Raw genomic sequence first — 15,558 nt, 5'->3', positions numbered from 1 at the left:
TGGCCCGTCATGGCGCCTGGCCGGGGACGGCCAGTGGTTGGGCCGGGCTTACCTGCGCCGGTGCCCAGGCCGCCGCGCACAGGGACTCGGCCACGGCGGCCGCGTAACGGGCGGCGGTGAGCCAGTTGGTGGCGAACCCGTCGCTGTCGGCGGGGAGGAGGCGGCCGAAGTGGTCGCGATCGCGTTGGGCCGCCGAGGCGCACAGGGTGGTCAGGAGTCCGGCGCCCGTGGGGAGGCCCGCGCGGCGGATGCGGCGGGCTTCGGCGCCGATGTCGCCGAGCATGCCGAGGGCGGCGCGGCCCGCCGGGACCGTCTGTTCGACCCGGCGCTCCAGGAGATACAGGGGCGAGTGCGCCCCGGACCCCGCGGGCTGGGGAGGGGCGTGGTGCACGGGGGCGACTGGGTCCGGGAGGTCGGCACCACGCAGGCGGTCGAAGCCGAGGTCGATCGTGCCGTCGCCGGTGGGGTGCGAGCATGCGAGGAGGGCGAGCCGGGGGTGATGGGCGGGCACCAGGCGGCCGATGATCCTCAGCCGTGTCCCCGGCGTCCGCGCCAGCAGCATCAGGTTGTCGCGGTGGGCCAGCGCGGGGTCGTCGTCGGCGACGGTGAGCCGGACGGGAAAGCCCCCCTCGCACAGCGCGAGCAAGCAGGTGTCACTCGACTCCCGCACCGCGCCGAGGAGTTCCACGTCCAGGAAGAGCAGGTCGCTGCCACCGCCGTCCGGGTCCGCGTAGCGGGAGACGGACCTCAGGGCACGGACGGCCTGTTCGGACGGCGGCGTCTCCCACAGGGCGGCGAGCGGCGGTTCCGTCCACGCCGCACCCCGGGCGGAGACGGCCTTGACGCCCTTCCCGGCACCCAGTCTGCCGTCCGGCGAGACCGTCGCCCCCGATACTGCCAGGCCGGCCCGGCCCAGCTCCCGGTGGGTGAGCGCGCTGTCCCCCAGGCGTACGGCCCGGTCGGCCACGCCCAAGGCGCGCCCGACGCCGCCGGGCGCCACGTCGCCGACCGTGCAGAGGCGGCCGTCGGAGCCGGCGACCCAGGTACGGACACCGCCGTGCCCGGAGTCGGTGACCACGGGTTCGGAGAACAGGCCGTACAGGCGCAGCGAGCCGTCCGGGCTGTACGGGCGGCGCGCCCGGCCTCGGACGGCAGCCAGCTCCGCCCCGGACGCCGTCCCCACGCGGTGTGCGGTGCCCAGGAGTTCGGCCAGTGCGGTCACGAGGTCGGCGGTGCGGTAGGACGGGTCCCCCGCGCGGGCCGCGCGCAGCAATGTGACGACCGACAGCGCGGCGCCCGCGACGCGCGGCAGGTGCCGGAGCCGGGCGGTGTGCGCGGCGCGGAGGAGAGCCGACTGGGTGACGGCGCCGGCTCCGGCGACGCCGGCCTCCAGCACGGCCGCGCCGGCCGACCAGAGAGCGGCGGCCGCTGCACGCTGGGCCGGGCTCGCCGCCTCGGGCGAGGAGTCGGAGCCGGGAGCGGGAAGCGGGTGCGCCGCGGGGGCGGATTGGGAGACCACCGCCGAGGGGGCCTGGCCGGCCGGGTCCGGCGACGGGTCCATGGCTGGGTCCCGGTCCGTGGCTGGGTCCCGGTCCGTGGCTGGGTCCGGGTCCGGGTCCGCCGGGGTGGGCCTCTCGGCCGGCTCAGGCGCCGGGTGCGCCACGGGGGCGGCGCAGGCGACGGCCGCGCGGTGGACGCATGCCGGGGCGAGGAGACAACCGCAGGTGACGGCCTCCGCTGTCGCCACCACGCCGCCCGGGGCGTGCAGGCGCAACTCGGTCTCGTCGTCGACCGCGATCGTCACCGTGTCCCCGGCGTGGTGTGCGGGACGCGCACCGATCTTGGTGACCGCCGCGTCCAGCCGCTTGCGCAGCCGGGGTGAGAGCTCCTCCACCAGCGTGGCCGTGACCTCCGGCGCGACGGGCGGCAAATGTGCGGCGGTCATGCGGTCTTCTCCCCTATCCAGCGGGCCAGTTCGAGTGGGCTGAGGGCCGCCACGGGCATACCGGCGGCCACGAGCTGTCCTGCGACGCCCGTCGAGTAGCGGGGCCGCCCGGCGTCGTCCAGACTCGCGCACCCGAGGACGTGGCAGCCGGTGTTCACCAGGGCCCGCACCTCGGCCAGCAGTCCGCCGAGTGGCGCGCCCTCCTCGAAGTCGCTGATGACGACGACGAGGGTGCGGGCGGGCACCGTGATCAGGCCGCGGGCGTGCCGCAGCGCGGCAGCGATGTGGGTGCCGCCGCCCACGCTCACTTCCAGCAGGAGGGAGAGGGGATCGTGCACATGGCCGGTGAGGTCGACGATCTCCGTGGAGAAGGCCAGGAAATGGGTGCTCAGGGTCGGCACACCGGCGAGCACGGAGGCGGTCAGCGCGGACCAGATCGTGGACGCTTCCATGGATCCGGAGACGTCGGTGACCAGGATCAGGCGCCAGTCGGCCGAGCTGCGGACGCGGCCCCGGAACACCGGCTTCTCGGGGATCACCCGTACCGTTCCGTCGGCCGTCCGGCGGGCGGTGGCCAGGTTGGCGCGCAGCGTGCGCGGCAGATCCAGCCGACCGCCGGGGCGACGGGTGGGCCGGGGCGACATGGCGCCGGTGAGGGCGGGCCGCAGCCGGGTGGCGAGCTGCCGGGTCAGTTCGTCGACCAGGTGGCGGACCAGGGGCCGGAGCGCCGCGAGGCGGGCTTCGGGGAGGCCGCCGGCGTACCGCAGGATCGTCCGGAGCAGTTCCACGGAGGGGGTGGCGGCCGCCGGGTCGAGTTCGGCGAGGACGTCCTGCCGGCCTGTCACGGCTGCGGCGGCGAGGACCTCCTCGCGGATGCCGGGGCCGAAGAGTGCGGCGAGTTCCTCGGACCACTCACGGACGCCGGGGAACGACGGTTCCCGGCCGCCGCGTGGTCCGCGCCCGCCACCGTGGCTCGGGTCGGGCAGGCCGCTGCGGGCTCCCTCGCCGTGGCCGGCGCCGTAGAGCTCGTCCAGAGCGGTCGCCAGGCGGGCGGCGCCGGGCGGCAGCCGGTCGGAACGCCGGCCGAGCACGAGCCGCCACCGGTCGGCGGGGGCGAGGGTCCGCGCGGGGGTGGTCCCGGTGGAGGGTGCGGTGGCGTTTGCGGGTGCGTCATTGGGTGCGTCGGTGGGGCACGTCGCGGCGGGGTTGCCGGACGGCGGTGGGAACCGGTCGTCGTGCGCGGGTGGCGGGACGGGCAGGCCGAGGCCGGTCAGGAGGGCACGGGCCGCGAGGTCGGCGGCCGTTCGGCGGGCGAGCTCGGCCGGATCGTCCGCGTCGAGGGTGTCCACCCGTTCGCCCAGCCGCTCCTCGACGGTGTCCAGCAGCCGGTCCCGGGCGGCCGGGCTCAGTGTGTCGAAGCCACCGCGCAGGGCCGGCAGCCGGGCCAGGAACGCGCTGTCGTCCAGCTCGACGACCCGGTTCAGCAACGGGTCCAGGGTGCCGACGCCGACGGTCAGCAACGGACCCGCCACCGTCAGGACGCCGGTGAGACGGGCGGTGAGCGCCGCCCGGGTGGCGCTGTCCACGGCACCGTCCACCCAGGAGGCGACGCGCACTCCGAAGCTCCCGGCCTCTTCGTGGCCGGTGACCACCCTGACCGCGCCGGCGGCCGCGGCGATCAACGGGGTGCCGTCGGCAGCCAGCCGGGCAAGGGCGCCGGTGAGCCGGATGCCGCCCACCCGGTCGGCCCGCTGGGCCAGTTCGAGCAGCGCCCGGGCGTCTTCGGGTTCCTCGGAGCCGGTCAGGCCGTCGACTTGGCGGACTGCGGCCGAGGTCAGGAGTTCGGCCGCGCGTGCGGTACGAGCGGTACGGGCGGCGGCGGTGGCGTCCGGGGCCGAGGGATCCTCGGGGGCGGCCGGGCCCTGCAGGTGGCCGGCGCCGATGCGGTCCAGCAGGCCGAGCCCGGCCAGGAGTTCGGGGAGGGTGCCGCTCGCGGGGAGTACGGCAGCCAGTTCCGTCAGCCGTTCGTCCGCCAGGGCGGGGAGCCCGCACTCGGCGGCCTCCGTGAGGCCGCGTACGACCTGGCCGGCCGTCGGGCCGTCCTCCGCGCGCTCGGCCGCGTGCCGCTGCCGCAGCACGCCCTCGGCCGCCTGGGCCGAGGTCACACCGCGGACTCCGGCCGCGGTGAGCATCGCGGCCGTCGCCGGGGTCCACCTCACCTGCCAGCGAGAGGTGAGCCCTTCCGTGCCCGCCGCCCCGGTCACCCCCTGCTCCTGTGCGTAGGGGATGCCGCACACCGTCAGTCTGCGCAACAGCAGTTCGCGGCTCCTGTCCAGGGCGGAGCGGGCCGGGTCGAGCCGGAGGTCGCGCGGTGTCCTCTCATGCGTGTCCGCCGGGCCGGGAAGAGAGAGAGCCGCGGTCTCCGCCTCGACGGCTGGGCCCAGCCCGCTGCGCGGAGCGGCGGGTGCGGGCCGTCCGGTGCGGGCTCCGACGAGTACGCGTTCGAGGGCCTGGGCGACGGCGCGGCCCGCACCGTAGGTCTCGCCGCGCCCCAGCACAGTCTGTACGCCTTCCAGGAGTTCACCGCGGCCGGGGGCGGGCAGGCCGCGCAGGCGGGCCAGGTCGCCCGCCACCCGGACGACCTCCCGGCCGTCCGCGGGGCCGTAGGGGTGGCCCTGGTCGCGCAGGGCGACGCAGACGTGCACCGCGGTGCGGATCAGTGCCTCGTGCAGCGCGGCCGGATCCCCGGCGGCGTCCAGGACGGTGTGCTGCCACTCCGGGTCCCGGATGCCGGCCGGGTAGCCGGACCGCGAGTCGAGCAGTGGGTACGTGTACGGGACCAGGGAGACCGTGCACCCCGCCGTCCCGGCAGTGCCGTTCATACGGGCGTCCGCCTGGCCGTCCGCGTCCGTCCCGGGCACGGCGGCAGCCGCGGACGGCACGGCGGCGGACACGTCCGGCACGGCGTCGCCGGCTGCGGGCGGCACGTCCGGCACGGCGTCGCCGGCTGCGGGCGGCAGCAGCGCCGGGGTGTGGAAGGCTCCCACTACCACGGCGGGCCGTCTCCCGCTCGCCAGCGCTTCGGCGACATGTCCGCGCATGCACGCCTCGCGCGCCAGGTCCGTGCCGTGCACCCCGCCCCGCGCCTCGGCCTCGTGGCGCAGCGCCCAGCCGGTGAGCAGGGCGGCACGGCGGAGAGCCTCGGGCGCGGAACCGGGCGCGAGGGCCTCCACCAGCCGGTCCCACAGATCGTCGCCGGCCCGTCCGGTGAGCCGGGAGCGGAGCGCGGCGGACAGCCCGTACCCCTCCCCCGGCACGGGCGCGGAGTCGGCACCCGGGGCGGGGGCGGGGGTGTCCACGTCGCTCCCTGCCCACGCCCGGTCGGCCAGCGGCAGATCGCAGGCCACGGCCGGAACCCCGTTTCTCGCCGCCCAGCGCAGCGCGACCAGTTCGGGCGAGAAGTCCGCGAACGGATAGAAGGCGGGCCCCCGTTCGCCTGCCGGACCGGCCCCGGGCCCGTCGACGGGCACAGCGGCCAGCGCCACCGGGGCCTCGGTCTCCTCATGGGCGAGCCAGCCCAGCCAGGACTGGAACTCGGAGGGCAGTTCGACGAGGAGGACGTCGGGGGCTGCCGCGTCGAGCAGGGCCGGCAGGGCGGCTGCCAGCGAGGGCGCGTGGTGGCGCACCCCGATCAGGAACGGCAGCCCGGGTCCGGTCGCCGCGAGGGCCGCCACCGCGGCCTCCGGGGTGGCGGGCCCGGCCGCCGGACCCGGGCTGCCGTTCGGGGAGACCGCAGGCGCACCGGCGGTGGGTGACGCCTCGGGGACGGCCGGCGCCTCGGGGACGGACCGCGTCCCGGCGGTGGTCGATTCGCTCATCCGTCAGCTCTCCAGCACCGCGCGCAGATCCCACAGGGCACGCCAGGTGGCCGCCCCTTGTTCCGCGCGCCTGCGCACCGGGCCGTCCCAGTACCCCAGCAGCCGTGCCGCGTCGGCGGGGTCGTCCTTCCGGACGACGCCGAGCAGATGGCCGGGCAGGAGGGAGAGCACGTCCCGGTCGCCGGGGAAGAAGGCGGCGGCCAGGCCCAGGGAGCCCGCGACGGAGACCGCCTCCGCCGTGCTCATGACCGTGGAGGGGCGCTCGACCTCCCAGCCCTCCGCGGAGCGGCCCTCGCGCAGGTCCCGGAAGGCGGTGACCAGGGCTTCGAGGACCGCGTCGTCCACCTGGTAGGCGGCGCCCACGCGTTCGACGGCCGCCCGCGACTGGCTCCGCACGAGCGCCGTCTCGGCGTCCACGTCCCCGATGGGGCCCACGGTCTCGAAGTTGAAGCGCCGCTTCAGCGCGGCGGACATCTCCGAAACGCCCTTGTCCCGCAGGTTGGCGGTGGCGATGAGGGTGAACCCGGGCGCCGCGTGTATCTGGGCGCTCTCGCCGCCCGCGAGTTCGGGGACCGCGATCCGCCGCTCGGAGAGCAGGGACACGAGGGCGTCCTGCACCTCCGGCAGGCAGCGCGTGACCTCCTCGACGCGGGCGACGGCCCCCCGGGTCATGGCGGCGAGTACCGGGGAGGGCACCAGAGCCTGCTCGGTGGGGCCCTGGGCGAGCAGCAGCGCGTAGTTCCAGCCGTACTTCAGCTGGTCCTCGGTGGTGCCCGCGGTCCCCTGCACGGTGAGCGCGCTGGTCCCGCAGACGGCCGCCGACAGCAGCTCGGAGAGCATGGACTTGGCGGTGCCGGGTTCGCCCACGAGGAGGAGCCCGCGTTCTCCGGCGAGGGTGACCACGCACCGTTCGACCAGGGCACGCTCGCCGACGAACTTCTGCTCGATCACCAGGCGGTGCGGCACCCCCGGCACGGGCCGGTCGCCCTTCGGCAGGCTCAGTGCGTCGCCCGCGCTGCCCATCACGAAGGTGACGACGGCACGCGGGGTGAGCAGCCAGCCGGGCGGGCGGGGCCCCGCGTCGTGGGCGGCGAGGAAAGCCAGCTCGGTGGCGTACCGGTCCTCGGGCGGCGTGATCTGGCGGTGCTCCTGGCCGGATGCCGTCGCCCGGTCCGGGACGCCGTCCGTGGTGGTGGTGCCCATGGTGGTCGTGGTGTCGTTCGTCATCGGCGGCGGCCCTTCCGGCGTGCGCGGGTGTCCAGTTCTTCGAAGGCGGGGGCGTCGCCGCCGCGGACTCGTGCCCAGGCGGCTGCGAACAGCGTGGGTACGGGGAGGTGGGGCACGGTCCGGGTGGACCCCGCCACGGGGTACAGACGTTCCTTCCAGGTCTCCAGCGGCAGTCCGGGGGCGCCGCGTTCGAGCCAGCCGCACGGAAGGAACAGGGTGCGGCCGGCGCGGGAGCGCTTCGCCTCCACGACGAGACCGGTGGCGGCGAGTTCCGCCCGGGCCTTCTTGATCCGTGCCGGTTTCCACTCGGTCCAGCGGACGCAGTTGCGGTCCGTCGGGTCGGGCAGAGCGAGCAGCATCAGGTAGAGGGCGGCTGGGTCCGCGCTCAGGCCCAGGGCGTCGGCGGCCTCGGCCACCAGGTCCGGCACCGCACGCGTCGGGTCCTGGGCCGGGTGGTGCGGCGAGCCGTCGGGGGTGCCCGCCGAGGCCAGCGCGTCGGTCTCCTCGCCCAGCAGGTCGCGCAGGGCGAGGAGGTCGCCGGTGCTGTGGCTGCCGACGGTGCCCTCGACGAGGCCGAACGCCGGGTCGTCGGGGCCGGCCAGGCCGGCGGGGCGGATCAGCAGCTTCTCGTTGGTGCCGTGGCCGGGGGCGAGGAGCAGTGCCGTACCGGCCCGGACCAGACCGTCGGTGCCGGCTCCGCCGGACTCCGGGAGTCCGTGTGCGGCGCGTACGACGGGGCCGATCGACCCTCCCGCCTCGGTCCAGTCCAGAGCGAGGTCCAGTACCAGCGCCGGGTCGGCCAGGCGGTCACGCAGCGCCGCCAGCCCGACGGGCAGGTGGGCCCGCAGGGGATGCCCGTGCGGCAGTGCGTAGGCGAGGGTCCGCAGGGCGGTCAGGGCGGAGGAGAGGTCCCCGCGTGCGTCCACCCGGCGCAGCACCGGGCGACCGGTGCCGTCCTGGACGTCGGTGCCGTGGGCGAGCCAGGTCCGGGAACCCGTATTGAGGATCAGGTCGACGGCGCCCGGGCTGGTGCCGGAGAGGTCGAGGTCGAGCTCCTCGGGGACACGGACGAGAGAGGCCAGACGCTTCTGCCAGACCTCGGCGGCGGCCTGGACGTCGGGACCCGTGGACCACAGTCCGGCCGGGTCCGCGGGCAGCAGTGCCTGGATCAGGGCGTGCCGGCCGTCGCGGGGCAGGGTGTCCAGTCCGGCCTGGGCCGCTTCGAAGGAACGTGTCTTCGCCCCGAGGAGCGCGAGCGCCGCCGCACCGGGCTCGGTCACGGCTGCGGACACCAGGGCGGCGGACTGGACGGGCCCGATTCCGGTGGCCGTGTGGAACGCCTCGACGGCCTCCGGGCGCCAGGGGGCCGGGCCCTGCTCCCGTACCAGGGCGATGAGCCGGGTGATCCGGTCGCGGGTCATGCCCTGCCGGTGGACGTGCTCCCGGTCCAGGGTGAAGCCGGGAACGGGGCCGAAGGCGCCGGTCGGATCGTGGTCCAGGGCGAGCCAGCGTGCCGCGTCGTGCCGGGAGTTCTGGCCGCGGGCGGAGATGACCACGACGGTTCGGGCACCCTTGCGCAGCACCTGGCCGAGCCGGTGCACGAACTCGTGGCGTCCCGACCCGGGTGTCCCTTCGCGGTACGGCTCGACGAGCTCCACCTGCCGGACCGTGCCCGCCGGGTCGGCCAGCGGGCCCGCGGCGAGGGTCTCCAGCAGCACGAGGAGCCCTGTGCGGTGCTCGTGGGAGGTGGTCGCCGAGGCGGCCCGGTAGGCCAGTTCGGGCAGCGTGTCGAGGAGGGTGGTCCAGGCCAGGGCGTCGCCGGGCACGGTGTGCTCGTCCCGCTGCCAGCCGTCCACGGGGGTGAACGGGACCTTGGACGGCGTGGGCGGGCCGAACGCCGGCTCGCCGCCGAACACATGGTTGACGGCGAGGATCTGCCGGATCGTGGTCCACCGGTTTCCGCCTCCCCACCAGCCGCCGTACATCCGCTCGGAGCGCCAGGAGGAAGCGTTCCGCAGGGTCGTGTCGTCGCCGTGCTCGGGCTCGTGGTCGAAGAACATGCCCAGGGTGCGCGCGGTGTTCAGGGGCGTGGCCGGCTCCACGGGCCTGGGCGGTTCCAGGTACCGGGCGACCGCGGCAGCCCGGTCCACCGCGTTCCGGACGAGAGCGGTGACGCCCGCGAGGAGCCGTGCGTCGGACACCTCGGGCAGCACCCGGGCGACGGCCTCCTGGCTCATCTCCCGCGACGAGGGCCCGGTGTACTCCTCGACGGCCCGGAACGCCTCCAGGTGCCGGGCGACCGCGGCGGCGACCTCGCCGAACAGCTCTCCCGCCCGGGAGTCCGTCAGGTTCCGCAGGGCGGCGGAGCCCCTCTCGTCCCTGGGGCGCAGGGCGTGCCAGTAGGAGGCGGGGGGCACGTAGGGGGTGCCCGCCGCGTTGTTCCCGCCGGTGGAGCCGGTGGCCACGGACCACAGGCTGCCGCCGGTGCCGTCCGTGTCCGCCGGGTGCGCTTCGACGGAACGGTTGCTCAGGGCCACGACCGGCCGGGACCCGCCGGGCAGGGTGAGGGCACCGAGCGGCACCGGGGACCCGTGGTACGGGTACGGCAGGGTGACCGTGGTGCCGTCGGGGGTGCCGGTGACGATCCGGTGCCCGTCGGCCGGGTCGGCCGTCCCGGGTTCGGTGACCGTGCGGCGGACCCAGCGGCCGAGGACGGTGCCGTCCGTGCCGAACGGGGTGGTCTCCAGGCCGGGCTGGAGGGGCAGCACCTGGCAGTGCTCGGTGAGCAGCCGGGTGCCGTCCCGCACCCCGGAGTCGAGGAAGGCGGGGAGGGACGCGCGCCCGTGCGTGCCGCCGGCCGGGTCGTACTCCAGCCATACCCGTCGGGTTCCCTGGTGGCCTTCCCGCCAGTGACCGGTGCCGTCGGAGATGACGGCGCGTTGGGGCGGGAGGGTGGTGTCGCCCGCGTGCAGGGCCTTGCCGCCGGTGGCGCGGCCGCCGCCGGGCAGCGGCAGGCAGACTTCGTCGGAGGGGCCGGAGGAGCCGCCCCATCGGGGAATCTGCTCGCCTCCGAGGGTGAACACCTCGGCGGGGCGGTTCGACCAGTAGCCGCGCTGCTTGCCGTCCTCCCACCAGATGACCAGCAACTCGCCGTCGACGTAACGGAAGCCGAGCGTCCGCCACTGGTGGGCGGTGGTGGGCAGCCGCAGGGTGTGCCGCAGGAGAACGCCTTCCGGGCCCACGACGACGGCCCGTTCGAGGGTGTTCAGGATCAGCGCGGGCCAGGCGCCGGTGACACCGACGCTCTGCGACCGGGAGTGCTGCTGAAGGGTGGCGGCGGTCTCAGCGGCCAGTTCGGCGTAGGCGTCGTCGAGCGCGGGCCAGCCGAGTTCGTCGAGGACGCCGGTTCGCAGGGTCGAGGCGAGCAGCGGTACGAGGCGATGGTCCTGCAGGAGCCGCACGGCCTCGGGAGCGACTTCTGCCGCCACGGAGCGGTAAGCGGAGAGCTTGCCGAGGGCCACGGACAGCCCGGGAAGCCCCCGCGCGGCGGTGTACTCCTCGGCGCAGGCGGTCAGCCACTCCCGCAGGATTCCGGAGAGCACCGGGTGCGCCGCCAGCTTCGCCATGGAGGCGTCCGCCGGCCGCCGGCCGTGTCCGTCGCCGAGGCTGCCGATGTTCCGGCTCAGCAGGGCGCGGAAGACTGGTTGTCCGGCGACTGCGGTGAGGTCCCGCGCGCCGGACGCGGTGTCGTCGAGCCACGGGCCGACCTGGACTCCGAGGGTTTGCGCGGTGCCGGTGGCCTGGTCGTCCGGCTCGGCGACGGGCACGCCGCTGGACAGGCAGAGGTCGAGAAGGTCCAGGTCGGCGGTGCGCTGCCAGCGGCCCTGGAACAGCTCGACGGGGCGTCCGTCGCCGCGCAGCCGGTCCGCCATCCGGGCTGCCAGGTCGAGGGTCTGCGGGCTGCGGCCCGGGCTGACCCGGTTGCGCCTGCGGTGCGCCTCCCAGCGGCCGAGCCAGTCCGCCGGGGAGACGGACGTCACGGAGGCTGTGCCGGTGCCGGAGGGGGTGTGGTCCGAGGTGTCGCGGGAGGCGGTCAGCAGGTCCTCGGCACCGGATTCGGCCAGCAGCGCGAGCCAGTCCGATTCGCCGTCCGAGTCCCGGCCGTTCTCGCTGAACGTCTCGGGGAAGAAGCCGAGGAGCCGGGCCCGCACGGCCGCGTCGCGCCGGGCGAGCGCGATGAGCGCGGAGCGGTAGGCCGCCCAGAACGAGGCGGGGGCGCGGACCACTCCCGGGGAGCCGATCAGATCGGCCACCAGCTCGAGTTCGGCGGCCTCGCGGTCCAGCCCAGCGGCCTTCACCAGCGCGCGCACGTCCTGCGGGAGTGCCGCGTACGGCGGCATGCCGGCCGCGCACCGCTCGACCAGCAGACGGCGGAACTGTGCCCAGGCGTCCGCCGGTGCGAGCCGGGCCACCAGGTCCCGCACGTACTGCCGCAGCGCCTTGACGGTCAGCGCGCCGGCGAAGGCGAATTCCAGGAAGACGGCCCGCTGCCTGTCCTCGTCCACGACGAGGCCGTGCACCCGCTCGGCCTCGCGGGCCCTGCCGAAGAAGGAGGCGGCGTAGGTGGTGTTCTCGGCCTGCAGGAAGAGACGTGCCACCTGCTCGTAGTAGGTGGGGAGGAAGTGCGGCACGGCCCGGCCGAGCCGGGTACCGAGGGCGTCGAAGCCCTCCTTGGCCGCTCCGGCGCGGGTCTTCGCCTGCCGGCCCAGCCGCTCGATGTCCTTGACCAGGGCAAGGGCGTGGTGCCCGTTGGCCGGGTCGTTGACCAGCGCCCAGGCCGGGAAGCCCAGCGTCTCGCGGCGCACCTGGCCCACGACGGGAGCCTCGGTGGTCCGGGCCAGCCCGAGGAATTCCAGGGCCAGGTCCTCGGCTTCGCCGAGAGTTCCGGGCACGAGCCGGACCACCGGGCGGTCGCCGAGGGCGGTGTGGGTGTAGGTGCGGGCGGTCAGCGCGTCGGCGTCGTCCCGGTCGGTGGTACCGACCGGGAGGATCGCGCCCGCGTCCAGCAGGGCCGCCGCACGGGCGTCGGCGGCGGGGGTGGGAATGCCCGCACCCTGGGCCTGTCCGGGGAGGGACGCCGTGCCCACCGCTGTGGCGCCCGCGTCGGTGTTCGTGGTCATGGTGCTCATGCGGCCCGCTCCTCGTCTTCCACGTCGCGGCCGGCATAGAGCGCCGCCGCCATGCGCATGCCCTCGGACCACGCGACAGGTCCGACCTCGGCGGCCGTCAGCGCGCGCCCCGCAGGGTCGGTCCAGCCCAGTGGCCCCGTCTCGGTGTCGTACGCGTCGTATCCGTCGTGCTCGCCGATCCAGATGCGTGCCTCGGCGGTGGAGCCGTCCTCGACGACCGGGCAGACCGCGTACCCGCCGCGCGACCGGTAGCCGAGTTGGGTGACGCGGCCGTGCAGGAAGCGGAGTTCCTTGAACACACCGCCAGCGTAGGTGTCCACGGCGGTCGTGTCCGGGGCGAGACCGGCCGGCCGGTGCCACACCTCGCGGAACAACTGCTCCACGTGCTGGCGCACGCCCAGTTCGACGGCGAACTCCCGCAACTCGTCGAGGTCGTCGAGGAGGACGGGGTGGGGCACGCTGACGATGTCCGCAGTGATGCGGACCGTGTCGCCGTCGAGGTCCACGAGGCCGAGCCCGCGGTCGGGGTCGACGTCGCGCAGGAATCCGGCGATCCCTCCGTCCGCACCGGTGACCACCACGTCCCGCAGGGCGGCCTGCCACGCCGGGTCGGGCCAGACCCGGGCGAGCACGGCCGTGGGGACGGGCAGGGAACGCACCATCCACTGCTCGACATCGGCCAGGCACTGGCGTTCGTGCCGTTCCAGCCACTCGGTCAGCTGCCCGAGCCCGACGACCGCCGGGTCGTCCTTCAGCTTCGCCGGAACGGACTTCAGCCGTCGGCCCTTCCCGTTGCGGCAGACCACTTTGCCCGCCTCCAGAGCGACTTCGTAGTCGCCCGCCGGAACCCACCCCATGCGCTGTTCTCCCCCTTGTTCCGGACGGCCGCCGGACCGGCGGCACGCTGATGAAACCCGTCCGCGGCAACGCACCGTGACGAGTGGGAGAGACTCTAGGCGGGACCAGTGACAATGGCTCCGGGACCCTCCTCGCGGCCTTGGTCGGGCCCGGCCCCCGGAGAGGAGACCATGCTCGCAGGGGGCCGTGGTCGAGGTCCGCGCGACCGGCCGCGGCGTTCCTGACGGCCGGAGCAAGGAGCCGATCGTCAGGTACCGGTGGGCCGGCGGGATTCCGGGGCGTATCAGGGCGTCCGGTACGGCTCCGGCGCAGCGCCCGGTGTGATCGTCTGCCGCAGTACGGCGACCTCCCGGGGCCCCAGGACGAGCTCGTCCCCGGCCGGCGGTCCCGTCAGCACCTCGCCGGTCACCCCGGGCAGGGGGACGGGCTCGTCGCCGTGGTTGACCAGGAAGACGTAGCGGGCGGCGCTGTCGCGTCGTACGACCTGCTCGACCGTTCCCCGTGCCCGCTCGGGCAGTTCGCCGGTCACCCCGGCCGGGGCGAGCAGCCGGGGAAGCAGTGCGGCGAGGCCGTCGATGCCCAGGCGGGTGGAGACGTACGCCGCAGAACCACTGTCCGCGGTGCGGCGTCGGGTGACGGCCGGGCGGCCGGCGTACGTTCCGGTGCGGTAGCGGGCGAGGGTCTCCACGTCGGGGCCGGTGATGTCGATCCGGTCGGTCCACAGAGTGCCGGCCACGGCACGGTCCGCACCGGCGACGGGGCCTGCCCCGCTCCCGGGGGCGCCGTCCAGGCCGGGGGCGCCGTCCGGGTCCGGGCCACCGCCGAGGTCCACGTCGACCGTGTCCCCGTCGAGCAGCGGGCCGAACTCCTCGATGCGGATGCCGAGCAGGTCGCGCAGGGCGCCGGGGTGGCCGCCGAGCCAGATGTGGTCGTTCTCGTCGACGACGCCGGAGAAGTAGGTGGTGACGAGGTGGCCTCCGCCGTCGACGTAGCGGGTGAGCTCCTTGGCGAGTGCCTGCGGGACGACGTGCAGGACCGGTGCGATCACCACGTCGTACGGGGCGAGATCAGTGTGGTGCGCGGGTACGACGTCGGCGCGGACGCCGAGGCGCAGCAGCGCCGCGTACCAGTCGAGGGCCTCGCGGTGGTAGTCGAGGAGGGAGGTGGGGTGCGAGTCCTGCTCACTGGCCCACCAGGAGTCCCAGTCGAAGAGTACGGCCACCCGGGCAGGTTCGCGCTCGCTGCCGGCGAGCGGGGCGAGCGCCTTGAGGGTACGTCCCAACTCCACTACATCGCGGAAGAGTTGGCTGTTCGATCCGGCGTGCGGAACCATCGCCGAGTGGTACTTCTCGGCGCCGGCCGCCGACTGGCGCCACTGGAAGAAGCAGACGGCGTCGGCGCCGTGGGCGACATGCAGCAGCGAGTCGCGCGCCAACTCGCCCGGCTTCTTGGGCAGGTTGATGGGCTGCCAGTTGACCGCGCTGGTGGAGTGCTCCATGAGGAACCACGGCCGGTGGGCGGCGATTCCGCTGGTCAGGTTGGCACAGAAGGAGAGTTCGTCGCGGCTGCGGGGTCCGGTGGTGGCGTAGTGGTCGTTGGAGACGAAGTCGACCGCGTCGGCCCAGTCGGCGTAGTCCATGCCCTTCATTCCGCTCATCACCATGAAGTTGCTGGTGACGGGGGTGCCGGGGGTGATCTCGCCGAGGATCTCGCGCTCGGCGAGCAGGTATTCCTTCAGGGTGTCCGAGGAGAACCGCTTGAAGTCGAGCTGCTGGGTCGGGTTGGGATGGGAGGCGGCCAGGCGCGGCGGCAGGATCTGGTCCCAGTCGCTGTAGCGCTGGGACCAGAAGTGGGTGCCCCAGGCGTGGTTGAGGGCGTCGAGCGTGGTGTAGCGGCGGCGGAGCCAGTCACGGAAGGCGCGGGCCGCGTCGTCGGAGTAGTCGTAGACGTTGTGGCAGCCCAGTTCGTTGCTGACGTGCCAGGCGACGAGGGCCGGGTGGTCCGCGTAGCGCGTCGCCATCTCCCGTACGAGGCGCAGCGCGTGGCTGCGGAACACCGGTGAGGTGGGGCGCCAGTGCTGTCGCGCGCCGGGCCACACGGTCTCGCCGGTGGCGGTGACCGGGAGGATCTCGGGGTGCGCGGTGGTCAGCCACGGCGGCGGGGAGGCGGTGGCGGTCGCGAGGTCGACCCCGATGCCGCCGGCGTGCAGCAGGTCCATGACCTCGTCGAGCCAGCCGAAGTCCCAGCTGTCCTGGGTGGGCTGGAGACGGGCCCAGGAGAAGATCGCCAGAGAGACGGTGTTCACCCCGGCCTCGCGCATCAGCCGGACGTCCTCCTCCCACACCTCCCGCGGCCACTGCTCGGGGTTGTAGTCGGCGCCGTAGCTGAGCCGGCTGCTGCCGTCGGGGCCCTTCGCGTACGGGAAACGGGAGATGCGGGGGGAGGTCATGCGCGTCCTTCC

Annotated in this window: 6 protein-coding genes; all 6 read right to left on the bottom strand. The window is 75.0% G+C overall.

Annotated features, from left to right (window positions below; all coding sequences use genetic code 11):
* Positions 1 to 7: 7 nt before the first annotated feature.
* The 6 genes from ACWCSV_RS07040 to ACWCSV_RS07015 all read right to left on the bottom strand — a co-directional run bounded on the left by ACWCSV_RS07040 (position 8) and on the right by ACWCSV_RS07015 (position 15,546).
* Positions 8 to 1,945 carry a hypothetical protein gene (locus tag ACWCSV_RS07040; RefSeq protein WP_451139293.1) on the bottom strand — a complete coding sequence of 646 codons (1,938 nt, stop codon included), beginning with the start codon at positions 1,943 to 1,945 and terminating at the stop codon, positions 8 to 10.
* Positions 1,942 to 5,823: a vWA domain-containing protein gene (locus ACWCSV_RS07035; protein WP_451139291.1), complete on the bottom strand. Its 3,882-nt coding sequence runs from the start codon at positions 5,821 to 5,823 to the stop codon at positions 1,942 to 1,944. The genes ACWCSV_RS07040 and ACWCSV_RS07035 overlap by 4 nt, the downstream gene beginning before the upstream one ends.
* A 3-nt stretch (positions 5,824 to 5,826) precedes the next feature.
* Positions 5,827 to 7,050, bottom strand: coding sequence for an AAA family ATPase (locus ACWCSV_RS07030; protein WP_451139289.1), 1,224 nt, complete (start codon positions 7,048 to 7,050; stop codon positions 5,827 to 5,829).
* A complete protein-coding gene (locus ACWCSV_RS07025; protein WP_451139287.1) occupies positions 7,047 to 12,239 on the bottom strand; it encodes a hypothetical protein in 5,193 nt (1,730 codons plus the stop codon). The genes ACWCSV_RS07030 and ACWCSV_RS07025 overlap by 4 nt, the downstream gene beginning before the upstream one ends.
* Positions 12,236 to 13,096 (bottom strand): DUF4132 domain-containing protein, encoded by an 861-nt coding sequence (locus ACWCSV_RS07020; protein ID WP_451139285.1) that lies wholly within the window; start codon positions 13,094 to 13,096, stop codon positions 12,236 to 12,238. Before ACWCSV_RS07020 ends, ACWCSV_RS07025 begins: the two co-directional genes overlap by 4 nt.
* A 284-nt stretch (positions 13,097 to 13,380) precedes the next feature.
* The gene (locus ACWCSV_RS07015) at positions 13,381 to 15,546 is read right to left on the bottom strand and encodes a beta-galactosidase (protein WP_451139283.1); all 2,166 of its coding nucleotides are present in this window, start codon (positions 15,544 to 15,546) and stop codon (positions 13,381 to 13,383) included.
* Positions 15,547 to 15,558: the final 12 nt, after the last annotated feature.

It is taken from the genome of Streptomyces sp. NPDC001770 (genome assembly GCF_053596135.1).
The sequence above is the reverse complement of the archived record's forward strand: the minus strand, read 5'-3'. Positions and strand labels throughout refer to the sequence as shown.

Excerpts from the sequence above, each read along its gene's own strand:
- ACWCSV_RS07040 (WP_451139293.1), bottom strand. The coding sequence starts at position 1,945 with ATGACCGCCGCACATTTGCCGCCCGTCGCGCCGGAGGTCACGGCCACG.
- ACWCSV_RS07035 (WP_451139291.1), bottom strand. The coding sequence starts at position 5,823 with ATGAGCGAATCGACCACCGCCGGGACGCGGTCCGTCCCCGAGGCGCCG.
- ACWCSV_RS07030 (WP_451139289.1), bottom strand. The coding sequence starts at position 7,050 with ATGACGAACGACACCACGACCACCATGGGCACCACCACCACGGACGGC.
- ACWCSV_RS07025 (WP_451139287.1), bottom strand. The coding sequence starts at position 12,239 with ATGAGCACCATGACCACGAACACCGACGCGGGCGCCACAGCGGTGGGC.
- ACWCSV_RS07020 (WP_451139285.1), bottom strand. The coding sequence starts at position 13,096 with ATGGGGTGGGTTCCGGCGGGCGACTACGAAGTCGCTCTGGAGGCGGGC.
- ACWCSV_RS07015 (WP_451139283.1), bottom strand. The coding sequence starts at position 15,546 with ATGACCTCCCCCCGCATCTCCCGTTTCCCGTACGCGAAGGGCCCCGAC.